Genomic DNA, 24,655 nt, shown 5'->3' on the forward strand with positions numbered 1-24,655 from the left:
GCATGGCGAAGAACATCGATGACAAACTGGTGCTGGCGATTTCGTCACGCGCCCTGTTCGACCTGAGCGAAAGCCACAAGGTCTATCTGTCGAGCGGCGTCGAAGCCTATCGGCAATACCAGATCGAGCACGAAGACGAAATTCTTGCGCCCGGCGATGCCTTCCCGCTGGTGGAAAAACTCCTGAGCCTTAACAGTCGCCTCGGCCGTGCACGGGTCGAGGTGATTCTGGTCTCGCGCAACAGCGCCGACACCGGGCTGCGTGTGTTCAACTCTATTCATCATTATGGTCTGGCGATTTCCCGCGCGGCGTTTGTCGGCGGGCGCAGTCCGTATCCTTATCTGAAAGCGTTTGGTTGCGATCTGTTTCTGTCGACCCATGCCGAAGACGTGCGCGCGGCGCTGGATGCCGGATTTGCTGCCGCGACAATTCTGTCCGGCGGCGCCAGTCGCGCAGCCAGCGACGAATTGCGCATCGCCTTCGATGGCGACGCGGTGATCTTTTCCGACGAGTCGGAGCGCGTCTATCAGTCTGGCGGGCTGGAAGCGTTTCAGGCCAAGGAGCGCGAGTCGGCCCGCGAACCCTTGCGCGGTGGGCCGTTCAAGGGGTTTCTGGCGGCGCTCAATTTGCTCCAGCGGGAATTCCCCGACGATGATTGCCCGATCCGTACGGCGCTGGTCACAGCGCGTTCGGCGCCAGCCCATGAACGGGTGATCCGAACCTTGCGCGAATGGGACATTCGCCTCGACGAATCACTGTTCCTTGGCGGCCTGACCAAATCGGCATTTCTCGAAGCATTCGCCGCCGACGTGTTTTTCGACGATCAGGCCGGCCACTGCGAACTCGCCCGCGAAGTCGTTGCCACGGGCCATGTGCCGCATGGCATCAGTAACGAACCTGCGGTCTAAAGCCCTTTGGTTCAAGACGTTGCGTCGCACGTCGTACTCGCCAAGGCACTGCTAAGCTGAATCAAATCTCCGCCATGTTGGCACGCGAGGAGGTCATATGATTCGTTCGATGCTGTATGCCACTGACCTCGGTCTGTACGCACCGTTAGTGATGCAGCATGCCCTGGCGTTGGCGCGAACGTTCAATGCCGATTTGTACGTGGTGCACGCGGTGGAGCCGATGGGGCTGTTTGCCGAATCGGTGTTGCAGAGCTATCTGGACGAGCAGGCATTGAACGAATTTCACAGCCAGGGTCTGAAAACAGTCATCGCCAATATCGAGCAGCGGGTGCTGGAAAGTTTTCGCGAAGAACTGGGGGATGAAGGCGAGCAGGACCTGCAGCGCATTCGCGCGGTGCGCGTGCTGCAGGGCGATCCGTCGCAAGTGATTCTCGACCAGGTGCAGAAACTCTCTGTCGATCTGCTGATCGTCGGCAGTCACAGCCACGGGGTGGGCGCGGAAACGCCGTTGGGGCGCACGGCGGCGCGGGTCCTGCAATTGGCCAAGGTGCCGGTTTATCTGGTGCCGTTGGTGGAGCGACGGCGGCGGGAGGATCGCTAAGGCAGGAATAATGGCGCTTTGATAAAAAAGTTCTAGATTTATTATTCAAACCATTAATATAGTTATATACCGTCGCTGATGCCCGTGGCGTCTACCTGCTTTGAGGGATTCATATGAAGCTTCAACAATTGCGCTACATCTGGGAAGTGGCGCACCACGACCTCAACGTTTCCGCTACAGCCCAAAGCCTTTACACCTCGCAACCGGGCATCAGTAAACAAATCCGCCTGCTGGAAGACGAACTTGGCGTCGAAGTGTTTGCCCGCAGCGGCAAGCACCTGACCCGCGTGACCCCGGCCGGCGAGCGCATCATCACCACTGCCGGTGAGATTCTGCGCAAAGTCGAAAGCATCAAACAGATCGCTCAGGAATTTTCCAACGAGAAAAAAGGCACTCTGTCGATCGCCACCACGCACACCCAGGCACGTTACGCGCTGCCACCGGTGATCAGTAACTTCATCAAGCAATACCCGGACGTGGCGCTGCACATGCACCAGGGTTCGCCGATGCAGATCGCCGAGATGGCCGCTGACGGCACCGTCGATTTCGCCATTGCCACCGAGGCACTGGAGCTGTTCGGCGACCTGGTGATGATGCCGTGCTACCGCTGGAACCGTTGCGTGGTCGTGCCGCAGGGCCACCCGCTGACCAAGCTGCCGAAGCTGACGCTCGAAGCACTGGCCGAATACCCGATCGTGACTTACGTGTTCGGTTTCACCGGCCGTTCGAAACTCGACGAAGCTTTCAGCCATCGCGGCCTGACGCCGAAAGTGGTGTTCACCGCCGCTGACGCCGACGTGATCAAAACTTACGTGCGCCTGGGCCTGGGCGTGGGCATCGTCGCTAAAATGGCGGTCGACACCAAGCTCGATAATGATCTGGTGGTGCTGGATGCCAGCGAACTGTTCGAATCGAGCATCACCAAGATCGGTTTCCGTCGCGGCACCTTCCTGCGTGGTTTCATGTGCGACTTCATCGAGAAGTTTGCGCCGCACCTGACCCGCGAAGTGATGGCCAAAGCCATTCAGTGCCACAACAAGCAGGAACTGGAAGAACTGTTCGACGGCGTCGAACTGCCGGTTCACTGATCCGTTGAATCAGAGCACCTCGGTGACAGCAAACTGTTGCCGGGTGCCCGCCACCAGAATCTCCACCTCATCGCCTTCGCACTTGCCCAGCAGACCTTTGCCCAGCGGTGAGCGCGGGGTGATGACGGTAATCGGCTGACCGACTACGTCGATTTTCAGGCCTGCCGCATCCGGCGCGAGAAACAGCCATTGTTCGCGACCCTTTTCGTCTTCCAGACCGAGCAGGGCGCCGACCTCGATGCCACGATTTTCATCGTAGGCACGCAGCGTCAGGTTCTGACACAGCGCCAATGAATGGCGAATTTCCTCGACACGTTTCGCCTGTCCAGCCGCCAGATACGACGCCTCAAGACCCAGCGTGTCGTACTTGTTTTCGGCGATGTTTTCTTCGTGGGTCGCGGTTTCGTAAGCGGTTTGTGCGGCGCGTTCGGCGATGTCGAGGTCGATGCGCAGTTTGTCGAGAATCAGTTGGTGGACGATATGCTTGTTCATGATCAGTCGCAGAATTGCAAAACGTTGGCGCGGCTTTTCTCGCTCGGAGCCGTCTGATCCTGCTGCAGCCAGAACTGGCATTTCGGGTTCGACTGATTTCGCGAGCTGCTGCGCGCTTGATCGAGTCGAGCCTGTTGCTCGTTCTTGCGCAGGTTTTCTTCGTACTGTTCGAATAACGGGCTCTGCGGGGGAATATCCGGCTGTACCTGAACCGCCGCCGGCGGATTGGCCAATTGCTGCACAGCCTGGGCAACGGGTGCCAGTTGTTCTTTGAACAGGAAATGCGCCAGCAGCCAGCAGGTCAGCGCAATGGCGAGAAAGCCCAGCCACATGCCCAAGGCAATGCTGCCGGTCAAATGCAGCGCACTTAGCTGAACAGGCAACGGGCGACGCGGATTGGGACGATAGGGCATGGCTGCCTCCTGGCGGATGATTGCGGGCAAGTGGCGATTGTCGCACGAAGATTAATCGCCGTCGGCTCTTCTGCGCGAGGTCATTTATGCGGACAATCAATGCTTTTGCCAACGGGAGTCTTGAATGCCGGAATTGAAACCCCGCTGGGATATTTTCTGCACCGTGGTCGACAATTTTGGCGACATCGGCGTGACCTGGCGTCTGGCCCGGCAATTGGTGGCTGAGCATGGTTTGCCGGTGCGATTGTGGGTCGATGATCTGCGCGCATTCGAACGCATTTGTCCGGCGATCGATATCAGCGCCGCACAGCAATCGCAACAAGGCGTCGAAGTGCGGCACTGGCCGGCTGAGTGGGTGCACACAGATGCGGCGGATGTGGTGATCGCCGCGTTTGCCTGTCAGTTGCCCAGTGACTACATGGACGCTATGGCCGAGCGCGAAAAGCCGCCGTTGTGGATGAACCTCGACTACCTCAGTGCCGAGGACTGGGTTGTCGGTTGCCACGGTCTGCCGTCGGTGAAATACAAATCGGTGCAAAAAATCTTCTTTTTTCCCGGTTTCCAGCCCGATACTGGCGGTTTGCTGCGTGAGCGTGGATTGCTTGAGCAGCGTCGGCATTTTCAACAGGATCCCGAGGCGCAGCGACAATTCCTGCAAGGCCTGGGCATCGATCGCGCGCCTGAGGCGCAGCTGATTTCGTTGTTTGCCTACGAAAATGCCGGGCTGGCCAGTTGGCTGGACGTGTTGGCAGCGGACACCGCGCCGACCCATCTGCTAGTGCCGGAAGGGCGGGTTCTTGGCGATGTGGCGCGCTGGCTTGGTGTGGAAACGCTGACCGTTGGTGCGATCCATGTGCGTCAGTCCTTGACCGTGCAGGTGCTGCCGTTCGTCCGACAGGATCAATATGATCACTTGCTCTGGTGCTGCGATTTCAACGCGGTGCGTGGCGAGGATTCTTTCGTGCGGGCGCAGTGGGCGGGGCGGCCGATGCTCTGGCACATCTACCAGCAGGACGAAGACATCCATCTGGACAAGCTCGACGCCTTCCTCGCGCTTTACACAAAAGGCTTGTCGCCGGCCGCAGCGGAGGCGATGAACGGTCTGTGGCGGGCGTGGAGTGCCGGTCAACCTATCGGTGAGCACTGGCTGGCAACCCGCATACACTGGCCAGAACTGCAGAAAAATGCAGAAAAATGGTGTCTGGAACAAGGCTTGCAGGCCGATCTTGCCGCAGCGCTGGTACAGTTTTACCTAAATTGGATATGATACGCGGCCTAGATTTTTGTAAATCCCATCCAAATTCGGATATTCGCAATGAAAACTGGTAAAGAACTGAAACCCGGTACCGTGATCCGTCTCGAGAACGATCCTTGGCTGGTTCAGAAAGCTGAATTCACCAAGTCGGGCCGTAACAGCGCGATCATGAAGACCAAGCTGAAAAACCTGCTGACCGGTTACAAGACCGAGATCGTTTACAGCGCTGACGACAAACTGGACGACGTAATCCTCGACCGCAAAGAAGCGACTCTGTCCTTCATCAGCGGCGACACCTACACGTTCATGGACACCACTGACTACACCATGTACGAGCTGAACGCTGAAGACATCGAAGCCGTTCTGCCTTTCGTTGAAGAAGGCATGACCGATGTTTGCGAAGCGATCTTCTTCGAAGAGCGTCTGGTTTCCGTAGAGCTGCCGACCACCATCGTGCGCGTAGTTGACTACACCGAAGGTTCGGCTCGTGGCGACACTTCCGGCAAAGTCATGAAGCCAGCCAAGCTGGCTAACGGTACTGAGCTGCAGGTTGCTGACTTCATCGAAATCGGTGACAAGATCGAGATCGACACCCGTGAAGGCGGTTCCTACAAAGGCCGTGCCAAATAAGCACTGCTTTTTGCGGAAAGAAAAAGCCCGACCATTGAGTCGGGCTTTTTTGTGCCTGAGATTTGTGTCTGGCTTCAAACAGTGACGTGCAGGCGTACGTCAACATTGCCACGGGTGGCGTTGGAGTACGGGCAGACCTGGTGAGCGGCGTCGACCAGTGCTTGTGCGTCGGCTTGTTCCAGGCCCGGCAGGCTGATGTGCAGGTCGATGTCCAGACCGAAGCCGCCAGGAATCTGGCCGATACCGACGTGGGCGGTGATCGAGGCGTCGTCAGGGATTTTGCGTTTGGTCTGACTGGCGACGAATTTCAGTGCGCCGATGAAGCAGGCCGAGTAGCCGGCAGCGAACAGTTGCTCAGGGTTGGTCGCCGCGCCGCCGGCACCGCCGAGTTCTTTCGGGGTGGCCAGTTTGACGTCGAGGATGTTGTCGCTGGAGATCGAACGACCATCACGGCCGCCAGTGGAGGTTGCGATTGCGGTGTAGAGAGTTTGCATGGTGTGAGCCTCATTAAGTGTGTTTGTGTGCGCTAATTGTTTGTGCGCTAAGTAAGTGCGAGATAAATGTATCGCGCGAATATTTAGTGCGCAAGATAATTTTTTTGAGAAATGTACGCTTTGACGAGGGGTGGGGATGGGAGATGGCCTATAAGGCTTGATTTAGAGCGGTTTGTGCAGCAGATCAGTTGTTGAAAAATATTGTGCTGGCGATGAAACCAATATGGGAGCGAGCCTGCTCGCGAATGGAATCTCTCATTCACCAAACAAGTTGGCTGACAGACCGCATTCGCGAGCAGGCTCGCTCCCACAAGGGACAGTGTCGGGGTTAGATCAGGCTTTCTTGCAGATGGCTACGCAGCGCCTGCAACTCTGATTGCAGCTTTTGCAGGCGTTCCAGAGAAAAGCCGCTGGCGCCGAGGATGCATTGCGGGACCGTCTGGGCTTTTTCTTTCAACGCGCGGCCTTGCTCGGTCAACTCGACAATCACCACGCGCTCATCCTCACGGCTGCGCGTGCGACTCAGTAGGCCTTCAGCCTCCAGCCGTTTGAGCAGTGGAGTCAGTGAGCCCGGATCGGTCAGCAGCCGAGTGCTGATTTCTCCGACGGTCAAACCATCCTTCTCCCACAACACCATCATCGCCAGATATTGCGGATAGGTCAGGTTCAAGGCTTGCAGCAGCGGCTTGTAGACCTTGGTCATCATCAGCGAAGTGGAATGCAGGGCGAAGCACGCCTGGTTATCCAGCAGCAGGTCGTCGCAGGTGTCGCGTTCGGAAGTCATGTCAAAGCCTTGATCGGTGATGGACATGAATCTAGCGCTCGAATCTTTAATGCGCCAGATAATTCTGGGATCTAATGGCGTCCCAAATCCCGTTGCAAAGCCAGATCCCATGGCGGCACTGGGCTGAAACGAGTCTTGAGGTATTCAAGCAACAAGCGGCTGCGCGAGTGGGGCTGCTGTTCCATGCGCAGTGCGTAGATGCCGGTGGATTCCGGGGCCGGCAGGCCGTTTTCGCAGAACAACGGCAGCAGTTCGCCGCGCAACAGGTATTCGCTGGCCAGCCACGTCGGCAGGTGGGCGATGCCCAAACCAGCCAAAGCACCACACACCAGTGCCTCGGCGTTGTTGGCGCTCATGCGAATCCGCGCCGGACGGTGCAATTGCATCTGACCGTCCTGCTCGAACCGCCAGGCGAAGGGCGGGGCGAGGCCTTCCCAATCCAGACCGTCATGCTCGCTCAGTTGCGCTGGACCGCCGGGAATACCCCGGCGTTTGAGGTAGTCAGGACTGGCGCAGGCAATGCGCACCATGCTCGCCAAGGGTGTGGCCACCAGTCGCGTATCGGCCATTTGCCCGGCGCGCAGCACCAGATCGACTTTGCCCAGGTTCGAGCCGCCCATGTCGACGAAACTGTCGATCAGGTGCAACTGCACATCCAGTCCGGGGTAGAGGACGAGAAAGTCAGCGATCACTGGCGCCAGATGCCGTCGTCCGAACGCTGCCGGGGCATCGATGCGGATCAGACCTTCCGGCGCACTGCTCAGGGACACGGCTTCGGCTCGGGCCAGTTGTAACTCGGCGACGATCCGTCGCGCGCGTTCGGCAAACGCCAGACCCGCTGGCGTTGCACGCACAGCGTGAGTGCTGCGGACAAACAACTGGCTGCCAACGGCGCTTTCCAGGCTGTCGATCCGTCGGGCGACGGCCGAAGGTGTCAGTGGATGACGACGCGAAGCGGCGGAAAAACTGCCACTCTCCAGTACATCGAGAAACAGCCCGAGTTGGTCGGTCAATTGATTGGGATTCATGGTCAGCTTCACGCTTGTGCGAAATCGGCACAGCCATTGTGCGTTGCTGTGCGTTTCCCCGCCAGCCACGACTGCGTAGGATGAGTCGCCTGACGTAAGAGGAATTCAGCTGTGATGGAGTTTGTGTTGTACCTGTTGTTTGGCGCGGCCCTTGGCACGCTCGGCGGCATATTCGGTATCGGTGGCGGATTGATCGCCATCCCTTTGCTCGGTGTGTGGTTCGGTCTCGATCAGCAGATCGCCCAAGGCACGGCGCTGGTCATGGTCGTACCGAACGTGATGCTGGCGCTGTGGCGTTATCATCAACGCAATCGCATCGAACTGCGGCATGCGCTGCCCTTGGCGGTAATGGGCTTCTGCTTTGCGTGGATCGGTTCGATCTGGGCGGTGGGCATTGATGCGCAAACCATGCGCATCGGCTTTGTCGCATTTCTGGTGGTGCTCTCGATCTACAACCTGTTGAAGATGTTCGGCAAGCAACCCGCTGCGACTTCAGAGATGCGCTATTCCTGGCCATGGCTCGGCGTGCTCGGGGCGGCGTCCGGAACCATGGGCGGCTTGTTCGGTGTCGGCGGGGCAGTGGTGGCGACGCCGGTGTTGACCAGCCTGTTCGGCACCACGCAAGTCGTCGCTCAGGGCTTGTCGCTGGCGCTGGCCTTGCCGAGCACCGGCGTGACCCTGGTGACTTATGCGGTGCACCAGGAAGTGGACTGGATGATCGGCCTGCCGCTGGCGATCGGTGGTCTGGCGAGCATCAGTTGGGGCGTGAAAGTCGCCCACGCCATGCCGGAAAAAATCCTGCGCGGGCTGTTCTGCGGTTTTCTGGTGCTATGTGCGGTGATGCTCGCGTTTAAAGTTTGAAGCCTTCGACGATGTGCTCGGCCAGGCATTCGGTGATCGGCGACGGATTGTTCAGATTGCGCACCAGCATGATGCTGGCTTCCGGCAGCAACGGCAGGTCTTGATCGGCGCCGAGAATACGCATGTCCGGGGTGATCAGGCTTTCCAGCTGCGCGGTGATCGCCAGACCCGCGCTGACCACGGCCATCAGCGCCGACAGACTGGTGCTGTTGTAAGCGATGCGGTATTCGCGGCCCATCGCATCCAGCGCATTGCATGCCCACAAACGGCAGAAGCAATCACTGTTGAACATCGCCAGCGGCAGCGGCGTTTGCTCGTGGGCACTGAAGTTCTGCGCCTCGGCCCAGACGAAACGCTCCTTGCGCAGCAACTGGCCGATCTCGTTGCCCGGCTCGCGGGTAACGATCGACAGGTCCAGATCAGTGCGCTGCAACAGTTGTTTGGTCGACTCGCAGTGCACTTCGATCTGGATCAACGGATAGAACTGCGCAAACCGCGACAGAATCCCCGGCAGAAAACGCATCACATAGTCATCCGGCGTGCCGATACGCACGGTGCCGACCATGTGTGGTTCGCGCAGGGTATTGAACACTTCACTGTGCAACTTGAGGATGCGCCGCGCGTAACCGAGCAGCACCTGGCCTTCGGCGGTCAGGCGCACCTGGCGTCCGTCGCGCTCGAACAACTGCCGCTGCAACACGTCTTCTTCCAGACGCTTCATCTGCATGCTCACCGCCGACTGTGTGCGGTTGACCATTTCGCCGGCGCGGGTGAAACCGCCCTGATCAGCAATGGCGACAAAGGTGCGCAGGACATCGGTATCGATACTGGGATAAGCCGACAATTGATGAATCTCCGTGATGCATGCCATCAGAAACATTCGTTGGATTGATCTTAGCGTCGGCGCGAGACTTGAGCCATCCACAAAGGAGGCAACACGATGAAAGGTCAAAGAGAGTATGTAGACGACGCAAAATTTTCCGGACACGGCCATATCGTTTCCGACCTGCTGCACAAGTTTAGCCGCTGGTACGAACTGCACCGTGAGCGCGAGTTGCTCGCCAGTCTGAGCGACGAAGCGTTGAAGGACATCGGCGTCAGTCGTGCCGACGTTGAACACGAAGCCGTGCGGCCGTTCTGGGATGACCCGATGCATAAATGACCGCTGCATAAATGATGAGCAGAGCGCTACACAAACCAACTTCCAGTGAGGTAGGTTGCGAGCAGACAAGGAGATGCTCATGCCCGCAACAGTATCCTTTTCCCTCAAACAGGCGCGACGACTGGCGCTGGCGGCCCAAGGCTTCAACGGGCGCCAGCCGCCGGCTGTCAAAGCCGCTCACGTCAACCGGCTGATCGAACGGCTGGGCCTGCTGCAAATCGACTCCGTCAACGCCGTGGTGCGCTCGCACTACCTGCCGCTGTTTTCCCGTCTGGGTTCCTATTCTTCCGACTTGCTCGACCAGGCTGCCTGGAGTTCGGGGCGACGTCGTACGCTTTTTGAATACTGGGGACATGAAGCGTCGTTGCTGCCGCTGTCGATGTATCCGTTGATGGCGTGGCGCATGCAGCGCGCCAGGCGCGGCGAGGATATCTATCAGCAACTGGCGAAATTCGGTCGCGAGCAGCAGGACGTGGTTCGCCGGGTGTTGAGTTCGGTTGAAGAGCAGGGCGCGTTGGGTGCCGGCAGCCTGTCGACTCGCGAAGACAAGGCCGGACCGTGGTGGGACTGGAGCGCGGAAAAGCATGCGCTGGAGTGGTTATTTGCGGCTGGCGAGGTAACGGTGGCGGGGCGTCGTGGTTTTGAGCGTTTGTATGATTTGCCGGAGCGGGTGATTCCTTCGGCGATCCTGCAACAAGCGTTGCCTGATGAAGCCGAAGCGCAGCGCGGGCTGTTGTTGCATGCGGTACAGGCACTGGGCGTCGGCACTGAAAAAGACCTGCGTGATTACTTTCGCTTGAACCCGGCGGATGCGCGTCCGCGTCTGGCGGAACTGGTTGAGGCCGGGCAGTTGCAGATGTGCGAAGTCTCCGGTTGGCGGCAAATCGCCTATTGCCTGCGGGAGCCGAAAGTCCCGCGCAAGGTGGCGGCCAGTGCGTTGTTGTCGCCCTTCGATTCGTTGATCTGGGAACGCAGCCGCACTGAGCGTTTGTTCGATTTTCGCTATCGGCTGGAAATTTATACGCCGCAGGACAAGCGGGTCTACGGCTATTACGTGTTGCCGTTTCTGCACAACGAGCGGATTGCTGCGCGGGTTGATCTGCGTGCCGAGCGGGCGGCGGGGCAGTTGGCGGTGCATGCGGTGCACGAGGAAGAGCCGGGGCTGGATGAGGAGGGGATGTTGGCGCTGGCCGTGAATTTGCGGCGGATGGCGGATTGGCTGGGGCTGGCGCGAGTGCAGTTGAATTGTCAGCGCGAGAGTGCGGCGCGGTTGCGGGTGGCGTTGGCAGAGATTGACGGTGTCTGAGCCGGCCTCTTCGCGAGCAGGCTCGCTCCCACATGGGATATGCGAACGACACAAATCCAGTGTGGGAGCGAGCCTGCTCGCGAAGGAGGCGACGCGGTTTAACGGCGAACTTGTTTGAGGGTTTCGGCAATCAAAAATGCCAGCTCCAGCGACTGATCGGCATTCATCCGTGGATCACAATGCGTGTGATAGCGATCCGACAAGCCGTCTTCAGTAATCGGCCGCGCGCCACCGATGCACTCGGTGACGTTTTGCCCGGTCATCTCGATGTGAATGCCGCCGGCATAAGTGCCTTCAGCCTCATGCACCTGGAAGAATTGCTTAACCTCGCCAAGAATCTGCGCAAAGTCGCGGGTCTTGTAGCCGCTGCTGGCCTTGATGGTGTTGCCGTGCATCGGGTCGGAACTCCACAGCACCTGCTTGCCTTCACGCTGCACCGCGCGGATCAGCGCCGGCAGGTGATCGCCAACCTTGTTCGCACCCATCCGCGCGATCAGGTTGAGGCGCCCTGGATCGTTGTCCGGGTTGAGCACATCAATCAGGCGGATCAGATCATCCGGGTTCATGCTCGGGCCGACTTTCACGCCGATCGGGTTGTTCACGCCACGGAGGAATTCGACGTGGGCGCCGTCGAGCTGACGGGTGCGGTCGCCGATCCACAGCATGTGCGCCGAGCAATCGTAGTAGTCGTTGGTCAGACTGTCGCGGCGCACGAAGGCTTCTTCGTAGTTCAGCAGCAACGCTTCGTGGGCGGTGAAGAAACTGGTTTCGCGCAGTTGCGGCGAGCTGTCCATGCCGCAGGCGCGCATGAACGCCAGGGTCTCATCGATGCGGTCGGCCAAGTGGCTGTACTTCTCGGCCAGCGCCGAGTTGGCGATGAAGTCGAGGTTCCACTTGTGCACCTGATGCAGGTCGGCAAAACCGCCTTGAGCGAACGCGCGCAGCAGGTTCAGTGTCGCAGTGGACTGGTGATAGGACTGCAGCAGACGTTCCGGATCCGGTACGCGGCTTTTCTCGTCGAAACCGATGCCGTTGACGATGTCGCCGCGATAAGCCGGCAGGGTCACGCCGTCGATGGTCTCGTCGTTGGCCGAACGCGGTTTGGCGAACTGACCGGCCATGCGCCCGACCTTGACCACCGGGCAACCGGCGGCGAAGGTCATGACGATCGCCATTTGCAGCAACACTTTAAAGGTGTCGCGAATCTTCGCCGCGGAGAACTCGGCAAAGCTTTCCGCGCAATCGCCGCCCTGCAGCAGGAATGCCCGACCCTGCGTGACTTCGGCAAACTGCCGACGCAGTTCGCGCGCTTCACCGGCAAACACCAGTGGTGGATAACTGGCCAGGGTTTGCTCGACCTGGCGCAAGTGCGCGGCGTCGGGGTATTGGGGTTGTTGCTGGATCGGCAGGGCACGCCAGCTGTCAGGGCTCCACGGTTGGCTCATCACGGTCTCTAGGGGTCTACGCACGGAAGGCCATGTTAGCAGCAATTAGTGCGTGACCTGCTCCCGCCCCATCGCCGACAATCGCCGCTTTGCCACGGCACCACAGCGGTGCCATCGCGTCACCGCGCCCGGTGACCATCAGGAGACGAAATGACTGAGGAGCGCGTCGAGCATCTGCTCGCCGAAGTACAGGATGAGTTCGGCGTGATTCGCGTGCTGGAAGTGGCCGATTATCGCTTTCTCGAGTTCGGCGATGCGATCGAGCAAAGCTGCGTGTTCACGGCTGATCCTAGCTGGCTGGAATACGACTACACCCGCGCGATGCTGATCGGTGCGTTGTGCCATGAACAGCCGGAGAGTGCGCTGTTCCTCGGGCTCGGCGCCGGTACGCTGACGCAGGCCTGCCTCAAGTTTCTGCCATTGGAAGACGTCGAAGCCATTGAACTGCGCCCGGACGTGCCGCGCCTGGCCATCGAATACCTTGGGCTGGATGATGATCCGCGGCTGTACATTCGCGTCGGTGACGCCCTCGAACTGCTGCCGACGGCTGAGCCGGCGGATCTGATCTTCGTCGACCTGTATACCGATGTCGGCCCGGGTGTCGGGCATCTGGCGTGGGGGTTTCTCGGCGACTGCCAGAAGCGTTTGAATCCGGGTGGCTGGTTGGTGATCAATCAATGGGCCACGGATGATGGCCAGCCATTGGGCGCGGCTTTGTTGCGCGGGCTCTATCACCGGCATTACTGGGAGCTGCCGGTGAAGGAGGGCAATGTGATTCTGCTGGTGCCGGCGGATCTCGATCAGGAGCTGGACATGCAGGCACTGACGGCCCGGGCTGAAGCGCTGGCGCCGAAATTGGGGTATTCGTTGCAGTCGTTGATCAATGCGATTCGCCCGGCGACTTGAGCCGTCAGTGACGGCCTCTTCGCTGGCAAGCCAGCTCCCACAGGGTTCGCGCTGTACGCAAAATGTGTGAACGACTCAGTCATTGTGGGAGCTGGCTTGCCAGCGATGGCGTCATTACAGGCGCCAAACTTTTCAGATCCCTTTGAAAATGCCAGGTCGCCGCTCCACCATCGAGAGCACTCCTTCTTTGGCATCCTCACTCGCCAACAACTTCTTCACCAACGCCGGCAACCCCTGCGCCGCCGCCGTCTCACCCTCATATCGTGCCTGCCGCGCCGACATCAACGTCGCCTGCACGCCCAACGGCGCCTGCCGGGCAATGCGCTCAGCCAACTCAATCGCCCTCGGCATCAGATCCTCGCTGGCCATGACTTCCTGCACCAACCCCAGGTGCAACGCATCGTGCGCATCAAACTCATCGCCGGTCAGCAACCAGCGCATCGCGTTGCCCCATCCAGCGATCTGCTGAAAACGTAAAGTCGCACCACCAAAAGGAAAGATCCCACGCTGCACTTCCATTTGCGCGAAACGGGTATTGCTCGCGCACAGGTTAATGTCGGCGGCCAGCATCAACTCGATACCAATGGTCAGGCAATAACCTTGCGCGGCGACAATCACCGGTTTGCTCACCCGTGGTCCGACGAAAACACCCCATGGATCGCAACCGCCGGTCGGAACCTGCCAACCCTGGGCGAGTGCGCCGCTGGCATTCACCAGATCCAGACCCGCGGTAAAGTGTTCGCCATGCCCGAACACCACCGCTACCCGCGCCTCGCTGTCGGCCTCGAACTCGCCATAGGCCAGGCTCAGGTCATTCAGCAGGTCGAGGTCGAAAGCATTGCGCTTGGCCGCTCGATCAAGGCCGATCAGGTGGACGTGACCACGGCGTTCACGGCTGACGCGGCCGGGGCAGGGCTGATTCATGGCTGGATCCTCGGGCAGGAAGGGCGGGTGCAGCGGCGGAATGCCGCATGTCGATGAATCGTTTAAGCGTCATCGCCCGCAGGGCCGGGCCTTTGAAAAATAGACCTTGGCGCGATTATCCGCAAAACCCCGTTACACAGCGGTGACACAGGTATTTTGGCGATAAAAAAAGCTCCCTTTTTAGGCAAAATCCGGTATAGTGCGCGCCGGCCTTTAACCGGGCCGCGTTTAGGTAGCGCAATTTCCCGAAGTCAGCTTCGGCTGCACGTCCGCATTGCGGGCTCTTCCCGGACGATTCTTTTTTTCATTCATTCGTTTTCGCAAATCCCCGCCGACAAAGCTGCCAGGGCGACTCTTGAGTCTCAACACGGCATGCGCAGCTTTGGAGCATGGGTCTTTGCGGATGCACTTAGAGGCAGACCCATGACCCAGGAAACCGGCGGATTCGCCGCTTTTAATCTTAACCCGAATATTCTTGCAGCCGTCGCAGCGACCGGCTACGAAGAGCCTTCGGCGATTCAGCAGCAATCGATCCCGATCATCATGGCCGGCCAGGACATGATTGGCCAGGCGCAAACCGGTACCGGTAAAACCGCCGCGTTCGCACTGCCTATTCTGCACCGCATCGATCCTGCCAAGCGCGAACCGCAAGCCCTGATCCTGGCGCCAACTCGTGAGTTGGCGCTGCAAGTAGCAACCGCTTTCGAAACCTACGCCAAGCAAATGCCGGGCGTTACTGTTGTGGCCGTTTACGGCGGCGCGCCGATGGGCCCGCAACTGAAAGCAATCCGTAATGGCGCACAGATCGTTGTCGCCACTCCGGGTCGTCTGTGCGACCACCTGCGTCGTGACGAAAAAGTGCTGTCGACCGTGAACCACCTGGTTCTCGACGAAGCTGACGAAATGTTGAAACTGGGCTTCATGGATGACCTGGAAGTCATCTTCAAGGCTCTGCCAGCGACCCGTCAGACCGTTTTGTTCTCGGCTACCCTGCCGCAGTCGATCCGCGCCATTGCCGAACGCCATCTGCGCGATCCGCAACACGTGAAGATCCAGACCAAGACCCAGACCGTTACCGCGATCGAACAGGCTCACCTGTTGGTTCACGCTGACCAGAAGACTTCGGCCGTTCTCAGCTTGCTGGAAGTGGAAGATTTCGACGCCCTGATCATGTTCGTACGCACCAAGCAAGCGACCCTGGATCTGGCAAGTGCCCTCGACGCCAAAGGCTACAAAGCCGCGGCGCTGAACGGTGACATCGCCCAGAACCAGCGTGAGCGCGTCATCGACTCGCTGAAAGATGGCCGTCTGGACATCGTTGTTGCGACCGACGTTGCTGCTCGTGGTCTGGACGTTCCGCGCATCACTCACGTGTTCAACGTTGACATGCCGTACGATCCGGAATCCTACGTTCACCGTATCGGCCGTACCGGCCGTGCCGGTCGCGAAGGTCGTGCACTGCTGCTGGTGACTCCGCGTGAGCGCCGCATGCTGCAAGTGATCGAGCGTGTAACCGGTCAGAAAGTTGCCGAAGTACGCCTGCCGGACGCTCAAGCCGTTCTCGATGCACGCATCAAGAAACTGACCAACAGCCTGTCGCCGCTGGTCGCTGATGCCGAGTCGACTCACGGTGAGCTGCTCGATCGTCTGACTGCAGACATCGGCTGCACCCCGCGTGCTCTGGCTGCTGCGCTGCTGCGCAAAGCCACCAACGGTCAAGCGCTGAACCTGGCTGCCATCGAGAAGGAACGTCCACTGGTGCCGAACAACGCACCGCGTGGCGACCGTCCTGAGCGCACCGGTGATCGTCCTGATCGTGGTGACCGCGAGCGTCGCGCGCCAATGCCTTTGGGCGAAGGCCGTGCTCGTTGCCGTACCGCGCTGGGCGCGCGTGACGGTATCGCTGCGAAAAACCTGCTGGGCGCCATCCTCAACGAAGGCGGTCTGGCCCGTGAAGCAATCGGTCGCATCCAGGTGCGTGACAGCTTCAGCCTCGTCGAGCTGCCGGAAGATGGTCTGGACAAACTCCTGACCAAACTGAAGGACACTCGCGTTGCCGGTAAGCAGCTGAAACTGCGTCGCTACCGCGAAGATTGATCCGCCTCTGGGCTGATTGATCGCACATAAAAAATCCCCGACTGGTTCGGGGATTTTTTTTGCCTGCTGTTTGCCTTTGTGAGAGCGAGCCTGCTCGCGAGGGCGTCAACCGAAACGGTAGATATCCATGCCCAGCGCACCCATCGTGAAGCCCTTGTGCGCCACGCTGAACTCACCGCCCGCACCCCGGGCAAAATACAGCGGCAACAAATGCTCATCGCTTGGATGGCTGCGCACTGCATTCGGCGCCTGCTGGCGGTAATCATGCAGCGCGGCCTCATCATCAGCCGCCAACTTCTCGATCACCCAGTCACGGAAATCCCGCGCCCACGGCTCAACACTCTCCGGGCCGGCGTGCCAGTCCAGTTCGCGCAGGTTGTGGGTGATGCTGCCGGAGCCGATCAGCAAAATGTCCTGATCGCGCAGGCTCGCCAGTGCTCGGCCAACCCGGGTTTGCAACGCCGCGCCAGCGTGACTCGGCAGCGAAACCTGCACCACTGGAATATCCGCCTGCGGGTACATCAGCGACAACGGCACCCACACCCCATGATCGAAAGGGCGTTGCGGATCGAGGCGCGCAGGCAGGTTATTGGCAGTCAGCAAATCAGCCACTTGGGCAGCCAGTTGCGGATTGCCCGACGCCGGATACTGCACTTCAAACAACGCACGCGGAAAGCCGCCGAAGTCGTGCCAGGTTTCCGGTTGCGCATTACTGCTGACCAGCAACTCGTGGCTTTCCCAATGCGCAGAAACAATCACGATGGCTTTGGGCTTCGGTAATTCGGCGACCAGACGCGCCAGCGCCGGGCCACTGGCGCCGGGTTCCAGTGCCAGCATGGGTGACCCGTGGGAAATAAACAGGCTGGGAAACATGATGGGTTCCTGAGCGTTAAGATGACCTCATCTTCAGTCAGATCATTGATCTAAATCTAATATAAGTTTTAACGCTTTTTGATCGAATTATTGGGAGTGATGCATGCAGCCTGAGTTTTGGCACAAGAAGTGGGCTTCCGGCCAGATCGGTTTTCATCTGCCGGAGGTGAATCCGTACCTGCAACGGCACTGGGCGGCCCCCGAAACGGCGCGAGTGCTCGTGCCTTTGTGTGGGAAAAGTCTGGATTTGGCGTGGCTGGCCGGGCGCGGTCATCGGGTGCTCGGGATCGAACTGTCGGAAAAGGCCATTGAGGACTTTTTCAACGAGCATCAGATTGAGCCGCAGATCAGCGAGAAGGGCGCATTCAAGGTTTATCGTGGTGACGCCCTCGAGTTGTGGTGCGGCGATTTCTTTGCGCTGGCGGCGAGCGATGTGGCCGATTGCACGGCGTTGTACGACCGTGCCGCGCTGATTGCCTTGCCCGGGCCGATGCGTGAGCGTTATGCGGCGCATCTTCAGCACATTCTGCCGCAGGGTGTGCAGGGATTGTTGATTACGCTGGATTACGATCAGGCGCAGATGCCGGGGCCGCCGTTTGCGGTGGGGGATGATGAGGTAAAGAGTGTGTTGGGGGATCTCTGGCAGGTGCAGGAACTGGAGACGCAAGATGTGCTGGGTGAGAGCTGGAAGTTCCTGCAGGCGGGTGTGACGCGGTTGGAGGAACGGGTTTACCGGGTTTCCAGCCGATAGTTCTGTGCCGATAGCGCTGACCTCATCGCTGGCAAGCCAGCTCCCACAGGGTTGTGTCGTGTTGTGTTCTCTCGATTTTCAATACACCGCAGCCCTTTGTGGGAGCTGGCTTGCCAGCGATGGGGCCATCAGGAACACCCAATTAATCAAGGCAAAAAAAGGCCCGCATCACAGCGGGCCTTTTTCTTTGTTACACCGGTCGAATCAACCGCGACGACGCAGCGCGTCGATACGCTCTTCCAGCGGCGGGTGGCTCATGAACATGCGGGCGAAGCCCTGTTTGATGCCACCGTTGATGCCAAAGGCGTTCAGGGTGTCCGGCATGTGCACCGGCAGGCCCTGTTCGGCGCGCAGGCGTTGCAGTGCGCCGATCATTGCGCTGGTGCCGGCCAGGCGTGCGCCGGCTTCGTCGGCACGGAATTCGCGCTTGCGCGAGAACCACATGACGATTGCACTGGCGAGAATGCCCAGTACCAGTTCGGCGAAGATGGTCGCCACGTAGTAGGCGATGCCCTGGCCTTCTTCATTCTTGAAGATCACCTTGTCGACGAAATTGCCGATGATCCGCGCAAAGAACATCACAAAGGTGTTCACCACGCCTTGAATCAGCGCCAGCGTGACCATGTCGCCGTTGGCGACGTGGCCGATTTCATGGGCCAGCACGGCTTTCACTTCATCAGGCGAGAAACGCTCGAGCAGGCCCTGGCTGACCGCGACCAGCGCGTCGTTCTTGTTCCAGCCAGTGGCGAAGGCGTTTGCTTCGTAGGCCGGGAAAATACCGACTTCGGGCATCTTGATCCCGGCTTCGCGGGACAGTTGCTCGACGGTTTGCAGCAGCCATTGCTCATGCCGGGTACGTGGCTGGCTGATGATCTGGGTGCCGGTGCTCATCTTCGCCATCCACTTGGAGATGAACAGCGAGAACAGCGAGCCGGCGAAACCAAAGACTGCACAGAAAACCAGCAGCTGACTAAGGTCGAGATCAACCCCGTTGGCCGCCATGAACCCGTTGAAGCCGAACAGGCTCAGGGTGATGCTGGCTATCAGCACGACCGCCAGGTTAGTGGCCAAAAACAGCAGGATGCGCATCATGGTTGTAGAAATCTCCTCAAGCTAAAGATGTAGCGTACTGCGGGGTATATAAGGTGCTGCACCGGGCTATTCAACTGAGTGACTATTTCAAACTGTGTCCTACAGCGGATTCTTCGGTGCTCGGCACATTTCCCACGACAGAAACTGATAGGGATGACGGCCAGCCGCGACCCGTCGCCATTACGCTGGACGCAGGTGAACGGTACGAATCGCAAGTGTAGAAGGCGTGCGCGGACGTGAAACGTAGAAGTGTTGCTGAATCAGACAGTGCGCAACGTTTGGCCGTTGCGCACTGCTGGCCAGTTACTGGCGGTAGGACTTGAGGAAGTTGCCGATACGGCCGATGGCCATTTCCAGATCATCGACACGGGGCAGAGTGACCACGCGGAAGTGATCCGGCCACGGCCAGTTGAAGGCCGTACCCTGGACCACCAGCAGCTTCTCGGAGAGCAGCAGGTCGAGAACGAATTTCTCGTCGTTGTGGATCGGGCAGACTTTTGGGTCGATTTTCGGGAACGCATACAGCGCGCCCATCGGCTTCACGCAGCTCACGCCCGGGATGTCGTTGAGCAATTCCCAGGTGCGGTTGCGCTGTTCCAGCAGGCGACCCTGCGGCAGCACCAGATCATTGATGCTCTGGTAGCCGCCCAGTGCGGTCTGGATCGCGTGCTGGCTCGGCACGTTGGCACACAGACGCATGTTGGCCAGCATGTCGATGCCTTCGATGTAGCTCTGCGCATTGTGCTTCGGCCCGGAAATGGCGATCCAGCCGGAACGGAAACCCGCCACGCGGTACGACTTCGACAGACCGTTGAAGGTCAGGCAGAGGAGGTCCGGGGCCAACGACGCGGTGCAGATGTGCACGGCATCGTCGTACAGAATCTTGTCGTAGATCTCGTCGGAGAACACCACGAGATTGTGCGCACGGGCGATTTCGAGCATGCCCAGCAACACTTCCTTCGAATACACCGCGCCGGTCGGGTTGTTCGGGTTGATGATCACCATGGCTTTGGTGTTCGGGGTGATCTTGGCCTTGATGTCGGCCAGATCCGGGAACCAGTCGGCGCCTTCGTCGCACAGGTAATGCACGGCGTTACCGCCGGCGAGGCTGACGGCGGCAGTCCACAGCGGATAGTCCGGGGCTGGTACCAGCACTTCGTCGCCGTTATTGAGCAGCGCCTGCAGTGACATCACGATCAGTTCGGAAACGCCGTTGCCCAGGTAGATGTCTTCGATGCCGACACCTTCGACATTCTTCTGCTGGTAGTACTGCATCACCGCTTTACGCGCGCTGAACAGGCCTTTGGAGTCGCTGTAGCCTTGCGCGGTCGGCAGGTTGCGGATCACATCCTGCAGAATTTCGTCCGGCGCTTCGAAACCAAACGGCGCCGGGTTGCCGATGTTCAGCTTGAGGATGCGCTGGCCTTCCTCTTCCAGTCGTTTGGCGTGCTTGAGCACCGGGCCGCGAATGTCGTAGCAGACGTTGGCGAGCTTGTTCGATTTGCTGAACTGCATGGCGATGTGATCCCGAAAATGAACGATCCAGGCGGCGGATGGACAACCGTGCTGGGATTCCTGCGTCTTCACACAGGCGGACGTCTTGAGCCGTGGCTCCCATAATCCGTTTGAATGCGCCCGGTCTGGCTGCCAGACTGGTGCGTGACGAGGCGCAATCATACGTGCCGCCCGATCCGTGGAAAAGGTACAGATCGGGCTTTTTCAGCCGCTGAGGTGTGATGATGGAAAAGTTGGAAAAAACCCTGGAAGAATGGAAAGCCATGCTCGATCCGCAGCAGTACGAGGTTTGCCGCCTCAGTGCCACCGAGCGACCGTTCTCCGGCAAATACAACGCGACCGAAACCGACGGCGTTTATCACTGTGTCTGCTGCAATGAGCCGCTGTTCGATTCCACGACCAAATTCGATTCCGGCTGTGGCTGGCCGAGCTTCTACGCGCCGATCGGCGAAAGCGCCATGACCGAAATCCGTGATACCACGCACGGCATGATCCGCACGGAAGTGAAATGCGCGCGCTGTGATGCGCATCTGGGTCATGTGTTCCCCGATGGTCCGCCGCCGACCGGTCTGCGTTATTGCATCAATTCGGTGTGTCTGGAACTGGTACCACGCGAATAAGCGAATAAGGGCGACCTTCGGGTCGCCTTGTTTTTGAATTATTAAATTGCACACAATTTAATTGCTCGCTATGTTTGCCCTTTCCCGACAGTCCGCGGAGCCCGTCCCATGAGCGACAACCTGCTGAACATCCCCTGCACCACGATCAAAGGTGAACAAAAGACTCTGGCTGATTTCGCCGGCAAAGCGGTTCTGGTGGTCAACACCGCGAGCAAGTGCGGCTTCACCCCGCAATACAAGGGCCTCGAAGAGCTGTGGCAGACCTACAAGGATCAGGGCCTGGTGGTCTTGGGCTTTCCGTGCAATCAGTTCGGCAAGCAGGAACCGGGTAACGAAGGGGCGATCAGCGAATTCTGCGAGCTGAACTTCGGCGTCAGCTTTCCACTGTTCAAGAAGATCGAAGTCAACGGCGCCGGCGCTCATCCCCTGTTCGTGCAGTTGAAGAAACGCGCGCCGGGCGTACTCGGTTCGCAAGGCATCAAGTGGAACTTCACCAAATTCCTCATCGGCAAGGACGGCGAGTTGGTCAAGCGCTTCGCCCCGGCGACCAAGCCGCAGGACTTGAGCCGCGAGATCGAAGCCCTGCTCAAATGAACAGCCTGCCGGTCGACTCGTTGAAGCTCGACAACCAGTTGTGCTTCAAGCTGTACGCCGCCTCCCGGGCGGTGATTCGGGCCTACAAGCCGATGCTCGATCAGCTCGGTCTGACCTACCCGCAGTATCTGGCGATGCTGGTGTTGTGGGAATGGCAGGACGCTGCGCCGGAGCAACCGACCGTCAAGGCCTTGGGCGAACGCCTGGCACTTGATTCGGGCACGCTGACGCCGTTGCTCAAGCGTCTGGAGCAGTTGCAATGGGTGCAGCGTCAGCGTTCGACGCGTGACGAACGGGAAGTGCACCTGAGCCTGACACCGGCCGGCCAAGCCTTGCGCGAGCAGGTCGGGCCGCTCAAGTCCCGTCTGCTGTGCGACAGCGGGGTGGATCTGGACCGCCTCAATGACTTGCGTGATGGCCTCGATCACTTGTTGGGGCAGATCAAAGCGCTGTCGTAGTCGGGATCCATTGATCGAGCAATGCCGCCAGTTCCTCACGGCGGAATGGCTTGGCCAGATAGTCGCTCATGCCGGCGGCGCGACAGCGTTCGCGTTCCTCGGACATGGCGTTGGCAGTCAGGGCGACGATGGGCAGGTGTGGCCAGCGCCCGCTCTGACGAATCTGCCGGCTGGCTTCGTAGCCGTCCATGACGGGCATGTTGCAGTCCATCAGCACCAGATCGAATTCGTGATACTCCAGTTGATCCAGCGCTTCGGCACCATGGGCGGCGACGATGACTTCGCAGCCCAGTTTGCCAAGCATGCCTTTGGCCACCAGTTGATTGACCGGGTTGTCCTCGACCAGCAACACCCGGCCGCGTTTCAGGGTAGGGGATGTTTCAAGTTGCGCATCATTGATGGCGACGACGTCCGGTTGCAGGGTGCGCCGCAGGTTCTGATAGAGCGCGTTGCGCGCCAACGGCCGCGCCTGTTGTTGCAGAGGCGCCAGCGCGGCTGCTTCTTCGCTCGGCAGAAAACTGCCATAGGCGGTCACCAGCAAAATCGGCGCTCCGAGCGTTGGGCGCAGGCCGAACAGGCACTCGGGACAATCGGTAATCACCACGTCCGGTGTCAGGCCGATCAGTGAGTCATCGATGGTGCGCTGCTCATACGTCAGGCCCCAGACCGGTAACAGACTCTGCAACAGTTCCGCCAGACCGCTGCTGGCCGCAGTGATAGCGAGGACTTTGCCGTGCAGGGGCGCAGGGGCCAGTGCGCGGGTATGACAGGGCAGTGGCAGCTCGGCACAGAATTGACTGCCGAACCCGGTCTCGGAACTGATGGTCAGGCGGCCCTGCATGGCTTCGCAGAGGTTATACGTCAGCGCCAGTCCCAGGCCGGTGCCGCCGTACTGGCGAGTGATGCCGGCGCCCGCCTGCGTGAACGGCTGAAAGATTTTCAGCTGTGCGTCCTGGGCGATACCGATGCCGGTGTCGCAGACTTCGATGCGCACACCATCCTTGTCGGTCGACAAGCGCACATCCACCCGGCCGAAGCGGGTGAATTTCAGCGCGTTGGACAGCAGGTTGCTGACGATCTGCCGAACGCGAGTCGGATCGCCCAGCACCAGTGCCGGGAAGTGCGGATCGATCAGGCAGGTCAGCTCGACGCTCGGCGCGGCGTTCTGCGACAGCAGGTTGGCAGTGTCTTCGATCAAGGAGCCAAGGTCGAACGGGATGTGCTCGAGCTCCAGTTGTCCGGCATCGAACTTCGACAGGTCGAGAATATCGTTGAGCAACTCGACCAGCACCTTGCCCGAATCGTGGGCGATCGACAGCTGTTGCTGCTGTTCGGCATTCAACGGGCCGTCGAGTGACAGCGCGATCATCCCCAGCAGGCCGTTAAGTGGTGTGCGGATCTCATGGCTCATGTTGGCGAGGAACGCCGAGCGGGCCTCGGCCATTTCCAGAGCGGTGCTGCGGGCGACTTCGAGTTCCTGATTGGACTGACTGAGCCGTGCGTTGATTGCCTTGAGTTCGGCGGTGCGCGCCGAGACGATGTTTTCCAGTTGCCCGAGGTAGTCGGTCAGGCGGTTTTCGGCGTTGCGCCGTTGTTGAATCTCGGTGGCAATGTTCTCGAATTGCTGATTGGCGACTTTGACCAGTACGCCGATTTCATCGTTGCCGTGGCCGGACGGACATTCCAGCGTAGTCGGCTCGGCACTGCGCGGGTCGCGCCCACTGAGTTCGCGGATCACCCGCACCAGCGGTTTGGTCAGCATCACGTAGAACAGCGCCAAGAGGATACCGGTGAGAATCAGGCTGCGCGCGAACCCATTGAGCAGGGTGACCTCGGCCCGGCGCAGAAAACGGCTGCCGAAGGCATAGGTGTCGACCTCAAGGCTCAAGACCCCCAGCGATTCGTTGGGCAGATGATCCAGATACAGACGATCCTCGAATTGGCGCTTGGCGCCAAACAGGAAGTCGCTGATCACCCGATAGCCGCTTTGCAGTTCCGGGCGTTTGACGCTGGCCAGCACCGTATTGTTGTTGTCGATCAGTTGCGCAGAAATGATCGCCGGTGAGCGCAACAGGCCCAGGGTCAGTTCCTGCGCCAGTTCGGCGTCGATGTTGTAGGCAATCCGTGAGGCCGGGTTATGGCTGATTTCCAGCAAAGACAGGATTTCACGGTTGATGGAGGCGTCTTCACTGGCATAATCGATGCCGATTTGCAGCAGGCTGAGCAGCGTGCCCAGAATGAACCCGACCAGCACAGTAAGCCTGGCTTGCTTGTAAGACAGCCGGTGGGTGAATTTGATATCCATGGGGTGTTGAACCACTTCCGTTTCCCTTCGCTGCTCAAGCATAGTCGATCATG

General features: G+C 59.4%; 26 protein-coding genes. 14 read left to right on the forward strand and 12 right to left on the reverse strand.

Features of this window, described 5'->3' with window-relative positions:
- The first annotated feature begins 2 nt into the window (after positions 1-2).
- The 3 genes from ACIF4X_RS07360 to cysB all read left to right on the forward strand — a co-directional run bounded on the left by ACIF4X_RS07360 (position 3) and on the right by cysB (position 2,597).
- Positions 3-908 (forward strand): 5'-nucleotidase, encoded by a 906-nt coding sequence (locus ACIF4X_RS07360; protein WP_397481587.1) that lies wholly within the window; start codon positions 3-5, stop codon positions 906-908.
- Positions 909-1,005: 97 nt separating this feature from the next.
- Positions 1,006-1,509 (forward strand): universal stress protein, encoded by a 504-nt coding sequence (locus ACIF4X_RS07365; protein ID WP_007908589.1) that lies wholly within the window; start codon positions 1,006-1,008, stop codon positions 1,507-1,509.
- Between the two features lie 113 nt (positions 1,510-1,622).
- Positions 1,623-2,597 carry an HTH-type transcriptional regulator CysB gene (gene cysB, locus ACIF4X_RS07370; protein WP_007908591.1) on the forward strand — a complete coding sequence of 325 codons (975 nt, stop codon included), beginning with the start codon at positions 1,623-1,625 and terminating at the stop codon, positions 2,595-2,597.
- Between the two features lie 9 nt (positions 2,598-2,606).
- On the opposite strand, the gene ACIF4X_RS07375 is transcribed toward cysB, so the two are convergent.
- Together ACIF4X_RS07375 and ACIF4X_RS07380 are read right to left on the reverse strand one after the other, a co-directional pair.
- Positions 2,607-3,089: a transcription elongation factor GreAB gene (locus ACIF4X_RS07375; protein ID WP_397481588.1), complete on the reverse strand. Its 483-nt coding sequence runs from the start codon at positions 3,087-3,089 to the stop codon at positions 2,607-2,609.
- A gap of 2 nt (positions 3,090-3,091) precedes the next feature.
- Positions 3,092-3,502: a hypothetical protein gene (locus ACIF4X_RS07380; protein ID WP_397481589.1), complete on the reverse strand. Its 411-nt coding sequence runs from the start codon at positions 3,500-3,502 to the stop codon at positions 3,092-3,094.
- A 124-nt stretch (positions 3,503-3,626) separates the two neighbouring features.
- Between ACIF4X_RS07380 and earP the strand changes: the two genes are divergently transcribed.
- Positions 3,627-4,769, forward strand: coding sequence for an elongation factor P maturation arginine rhamnosyltransferase EarP (gene earP, locus ACIF4X_RS07385; protein WP_397481590.1), 1,143 nt, complete (start codon positions 3,627-3,629; stop codon positions 4,767-4,769).
- 48 nt (positions 4,770-4,817) lie between these two features.
- Positions 4,818-5,387 carry an elongation factor P gene (locus tag ACIF4X_RS07390; protein ID WP_007908599.1) on the forward strand — a complete coding sequence of 190 codons (570 nt, stop codon included), beginning with the start codon at positions 4,818-4,820 and terminating at the stop codon, positions 5,385-5,387.
- A 74-nt stretch (positions 5,388-5,461) separates the two neighbouring features.
- Here ACIF4X_RS07390 and ACIF4X_RS07395 read toward each other — a convergent pair whose 3' ends face one another.
- The 3 genes from ACIF4X_RS07395 to ACIF4X_RS07405 form a co-directional block, all read right to left on the reverse strand.
- Positions 5,462-5,881 (reverse strand): organic hydroperoxide resistance protein, encoded by a 420-nt coding sequence (locus ACIF4X_RS07395; RefSeq protein WP_397481591.1) that lies wholly within the window; start codon positions 5,879-5,881, stop codon positions 5,462-5,464.
- Positions 5,882-6,209: 328 nt separating this feature from the next.
- On the reverse strand, positions 6,210-6,665 hold the full coding sequence (locus ACIF4X_RS07400; RefSeq protein WP_397481592.1) for a MarR family winged helix-turn-helix transcriptional regulator: 456 nt from the start codon (positions 6,663-6,665) through the stop codon (positions 6,210-6,212).
- A 71-nt stretch (positions 6,666-6,736) separates the two neighbouring features.
- Positions 6,737-7,693 carry a LysR family transcriptional regulator gene (locus tag ACIF4X_RS07405; protein ID WP_397481593.1) on the reverse strand — a complete coding sequence of 319 codons (957 nt, stop codon included), beginning with the start codon at positions 7,691-7,693 and terminating at the stop codon, positions 6,737-6,739.
- A gap of 114 nt (positions 7,694-7,807) precedes the next feature.
- Here ACIF4X_RS07405 and ACIF4X_RS07410 point away from each other — a divergent pair, with 114 nt between their 5' ends.
- Positions 7,808-8,554, forward strand: coding sequence for a sulfite exporter TauE/SafE family protein (locus ACIF4X_RS07410; RefSeq protein WP_397481594.1), 747 nt, complete (start codon positions 7,808-7,810; stop codon positions 8,552-8,554).
- Here ACIF4X_RS07410 and ACIF4X_RS07415 read toward each other — a convergent pair.
- Positions 8,544-9,398, reverse strand: a complete 855-nt coding sequence (locus ACIF4X_RS07415) for a LysR substrate-binding domain-containing protein (protein WP_397481667.1) — start codon at positions 9,396-9,398, stop codon at positions 8,544-8,546. The genes ACIF4X_RS07410 and ACIF4X_RS07415 overlap by 11 nt on opposite strands.
- 96 nt (positions 9,399-9,494) lie before the next feature.
- Between ACIF4X_RS07415 and ACIF4X_RS07420 the strand changes: the two genes are divergently transcribed.
- Positions 9,495-9,716, forward strand: a complete 222-nt coding sequence (locus ACIF4X_RS07420; protein WP_123453015.1) for a DUF1127 domain-containing protein — start codon at positions 9,495-9,497, stop codon at positions 9,714-9,716.
- Between the two features lie 79 nt (positions 9,717-9,795).
- On the forward strand, positions 9,796-11,022 hold the full coding sequence (locus ACIF4X_RS07425) for a winged helix-turn-helix domain-containing protein (protein ID WP_397481595.1): 1,227 nt from the start codon (positions 9,796-9,798) through the stop codon (positions 11,020-11,022).
- 98 nt (positions 11,023-11,120) lie between these two features.
- On the opposite strand, the gene ACIF4X_RS07430 is transcribed toward ACIF4X_RS07425, so the two are convergent.
- Positions 11,121-12,467, reverse strand: coding sequence for a class II 3-deoxy-7-phosphoheptulonate synthase (locus ACIF4X_RS07430; protein ID WP_007964815.1), 1,347 nt, complete (start codon positions 12,465-12,467; stop codon positions 11,121-11,123).
- Positions 12,468-12,617: 150 nt separating this feature from the next.
- On the opposite strand from ACIF4X_RS07430, the gene ACIF4X_RS07435 reads away from it, so the two are divergent.
- Complete coding sequence (locus tag ACIF4X_RS07435; protein ID WP_397481596.1) at positions 12,618-13,373, forward strand: spermidine synthase; 756 nt, start codon at positions 12,618-12,620, stop codon at positions 13,371-13,373.
- 132 nt (positions 13,374-13,505) lie between these two features.
- Here the strand turns inward: ACIF4X_RS07435 and ACIF4X_RS07440 are convergent, their stop codons facing one another.
- Positions 13,506-14,297 carry a crotonase/enoyl-CoA hydratase family protein gene (locus tag ACIF4X_RS07440; protein WP_397481597.1) on the reverse strand — a complete coding sequence of 264 codons (792 nt, stop codon included), beginning with the start codon at positions 14,295-14,297 and terminating at the stop codon, positions 13,506-13,508.
- Between the two features lie 423 nt (positions 14,298-14,720).
- Here ACIF4X_RS07440 and ACIF4X_RS07445 point away from each other — a divergent pair, with 423 nt between their 5' ends.
- Positions 14,721-16,394, forward strand: a complete 1,674-nt coding sequence (locus ACIF4X_RS07445) for a DEAD/DEAH box helicase (protein WP_008088238.1) — start codon at positions 14,721-14,723, stop codon at positions 16,392-16,394.
- A gap of 105 nt (positions 16,395-16,499) precedes the next feature.
- On the opposite strand, the gene ACIF4X_RS07450 is transcribed toward ACIF4X_RS07445, so the two are convergent.
- Positions 16,500-17,267 carry a DODA-type extradiol aromatic ring-opening family dioxygenase gene (locus ACIF4X_RS07450; RefSeq protein WP_397481598.1) on the reverse strand — a complete coding sequence of 256 codons (768 nt, stop codon included), beginning with the start codon at positions 17,265-17,267 and terminating at the stop codon, positions 16,500-16,502.
- Between the two features lie 103 nt (positions 17,268-17,370).
- On the opposite strand from ACIF4X_RS07450, the gene ACIF4X_RS07455 reads away from it, so the two are divergent.
- Positions 17,371-18,018, forward strand: a complete 648-nt coding sequence (locus ACIF4X_RS07455; RefSeq protein ID WP_397481599.1) for a thiopurine S-methyltransferase — start codon at positions 17,371-17,373, stop codon at positions 18,016-18,018.
- Between the two features lie 204 nt (positions 18,019-18,222).
- On the opposite strand, the gene htpX is transcribed toward ACIF4X_RS07455, so the two are convergent.
- Entirely contained in the window at positions 18,223-19,110 is an 888-nt protein-coding gene (htpX, locus tag ACIF4X_RS07460) for a protease HtpX (protein ID WP_007908619.1), read from the reverse strand.
- Positions 19,111-19,413: 303 nt separating this feature from the next.
- Positions 19,414-20,625, reverse strand: coding sequence for a pyridoxal phosphate-dependent aminotransferase (locus ACIF4X_RS07465; RefSeq protein WP_007908620.1), 1,212 nt, complete (start codon positions 20,623-20,625; stop codon positions 19,414-19,416).
- Between the two features lie 224 nt (positions 20,626-20,849).
- Here ACIF4X_RS07465 and msrB point away from each other — a divergent pair, with 224 nt between their 5' ends.
- The 3 genes from msrB (at position 20,850) to ACIF4X_RS07480 (ending at position 22,297) form a co-directional block, all read left to right on the forward strand.
- The gene (msrB, locus tag ACIF4X_RS07470) at positions 20,850-21,245 is read left to right on the forward strand and encodes a peptide-methionine (R)-S-oxide reductase MsrB (RefSeq protein ID WP_397481600.1); all 396 of its coding nucleotides are present in this window, start codon (positions 20,850-20,852) and stop codon (positions 21,243-21,245) included.
- Between the two features lie 108 nt (positions 21,246-21,353).
- Positions 21,354-21,839: a glutathione peroxidase gene (locus tag ACIF4X_RS07475; protein ID WP_397481601.1), complete on the forward strand. Its 486-nt coding sequence runs from the start codon at positions 21,354-21,356 to the stop codon at positions 21,837-21,839.
- Positions 21,836-22,297, forward strand: coding sequence for a MarR family winged helix-turn-helix transcriptional regulator (locus ACIF4X_RS07480; protein ID WP_397481602.1), 462 nt, complete (start codon positions 21,836-21,838; stop codon positions 22,295-22,297). Before ACIF4X_RS07475 ends, ACIF4X_RS07480 begins: the two co-directional genes overlap by 4 nt.
- On the opposite strand, the gene ACIF4X_RS07485 is transcribed toward ACIF4X_RS07480, so the two are convergent.
- On the reverse strand, positions 22,281-24,602 hold the full coding sequence (locus ACIF4X_RS07485; protein ID WP_397481603.1) for a response regulator: 2,322 nt from the start codon (positions 24,600-24,602) through the stop codon (positions 22,281-22,283). The two genes, ACIF4X_RS07480 and ACIF4X_RS07485, sit on opposite strands and share 17 nt — an antisense overlap.
- Positions 24,603-24,655 lie beyond the last annotated feature (53 nt).

The sequence above is a fragment of the Pseudomonas sp. NPDC085632 genome (assembly GCF_044541255.1).
In the GTDB taxonomy this organism is placed as follows: domain Bacteria; phylum Pseudomonadota; class Gammaproteobacteria; order Pseudomonadales; family Pseudomonadaceae; genus Aquipseudomonas.

Excerpts from the sequence above, each read along its gene's own strand:
- ACIF4X_RS07395 (WP_397481591.1), bottom strand. The coding sequence starts at position 5,881 with ATGCAAACTCTCTACACCGCAATCGCAACCTCCACTGGCGGCCGTGAT.
- ACIF4X_RS07485 (WP_397481603.1), bottom strand. The coding sequence starts at position 24,602 with ATGGATATCAAATTCACCCACCGGCTGTCTTACAAGCAAGCCAGGCTT.
- htpX (WP_007908619.1), bottom strand. The coding sequence starts at position 19,110 with ATGATGCGCATCCTGCTGTTTTTGGCCACTAACCTGGCGGTCGTGCTG.
- ACIF4X_RS07465 (WP_007908620.1), bottom strand. The coding sequence starts at position 20,625 with ATGCAGTTCAGCAAATCGAACAAGCTCGCCAACGTCTGCTACGACATT.
- ACIF4X_RS07420 (WP_123453015.1), top strand. The coding sequence starts at position 9,495 with ATGAAAGGTCAAAGAGAGTATGTAGACGACGCAAAATTTTCCGGACAC.
- ACIF4X_RS07430 (WP_007964815.1), bottom strand. The coding sequence starts at position 12,467 with ATGAGCCAACCGTGGAGCCCTGACAGCTGGCGTGCCCTGCCGATCCAG.
- ACIF4X_RS07380 (WP_397481589.1), bottom strand. The coding sequence starts at position 3,502 with ATGCCCTATCGTCCCAATCCGCGTCGCCCGTTGCCTGTTCAGCTAAGT.
- ACIF4X_RS07390 (WP_007908599.1), top strand. The coding sequence starts at position 4,818 with ATGAAAACTGGTAAAGAACTGAAACCCGGTACCGTGATCCGTCTCGAG.
- earP (WP_397481590.1), top strand. The coding sequence starts at position 3,627 with ATGCCGGAATTGAAACCCCGCTGGGATATTTTCTGCACCGTGGTCGAC.
- ACIF4X_RS07410 (WP_397481594.1), top strand. The coding sequence starts at position 7,808 with ATGGAGTTTGTGTTGTACCTGTTGTTTGGCGCGGCCCTTGGCACGCTC.
- ACIF4X_RS07445 (WP_008088238.1), top strand. The coding sequence starts at position 14,721 with ATGACCCAGGAAACCGGCGGATTCGCCGCTTTTAATCTTAACCCGAAT.
- ACIF4X_RS07360 (WP_397481587.1), top strand. The coding sequence starts at position 3 with ATGGCGAAGAACATCGATGACAAACTGGTGCTGGCGATTTCGTCACGC.
- ACIF4X_RS07375 (WP_397481588.1), bottom strand. The coding sequence starts at position 3,089 with ATGAACAAGCATATCGTCCACCAACTGATTCTCGACAAACTGCGCATC.
- ACIF4X_RS07365 (WP_007908589.1), top strand. The coding sequence starts at position 1,006 with ATGATTCGTTCGATGCTGTATGCCACTGACCTCGGTCTGTACGCACCG.
- ACIF4X_RS07480 (WP_397481602.1), top strand. The coding sequence starts at position 21,836 with ATGAACAGCCTGCCGGTCGACTCGTTGAAGCTCGACAACCAGTTGTGC.
- cysB (WP_007908591.1), top strand. The coding sequence starts at position 1,623 with ATGAAGCTTCAACAATTGCGCTACATCTGGGAAGTGGCGCACCACGAC.
- msrB (WP_397481600.1), top strand. The coding sequence starts at position 20,850 with ATGGAAAAGTTGGAAAAAACCCTGGAAGAATGGAAAGCCATGCTCGAT.
- ACIF4X_RS07405 (WP_397481593.1), bottom strand. The coding sequence starts at position 7,693 with ATGAATCCCAATCAATTGACCGACCAACTCGGGCTGTTTCTCGATGTA.
- ACIF4X_RS07440 (WP_397481597.1), bottom strand. The coding sequence starts at position 14,297 with ATGAATCAGCCCTGCCCCGGCCGCGTCAGCCGTGAACGCCGTGGTCAC.
- ACIF4X_RS07425 (WP_397481595.1), top strand. The coding sequence starts at position 9,796 with ATGCCCGCAACAGTATCCTTTTCCCTCAAACAGGCGCGACGACTGGCG.
- ACIF4X_RS07450 (WP_397481598.1), bottom strand. The coding sequence starts at position 17,267 with ATGTTTCCCAGCCTGTTTATTTCCCACGGGTCACCCATGCTGGCACTG.
- ACIF4X_RS07435 (WP_397481596.1), top strand. The coding sequence starts at position 12,618 with ATGACTGAGGAGCGCGTCGAGCATCTGCTCGCCGAAGTACAGGATGAG.
- ACIF4X_RS07400 (WP_397481592.1), bottom strand. The coding sequence starts at position 6,665 with ATGACTTCCGAACGCGACACCTGCGACGACCTGCTGCTGGATAACCAG.
- ACIF4X_RS07455 (WP_397481599.1), top strand. The coding sequence starts at position 17,371 with ATGCAGCCTGAGTTTTGGCACAAGAAGTGGGCTTCCGGCCAGATCGGT.
- ACIF4X_RS07475 (WP_397481601.1), top strand. The coding sequence starts at position 21,354 with ATGAGCGACAACCTGCTGAACATCCCCTGCACCACGATCAAAGGTGAA.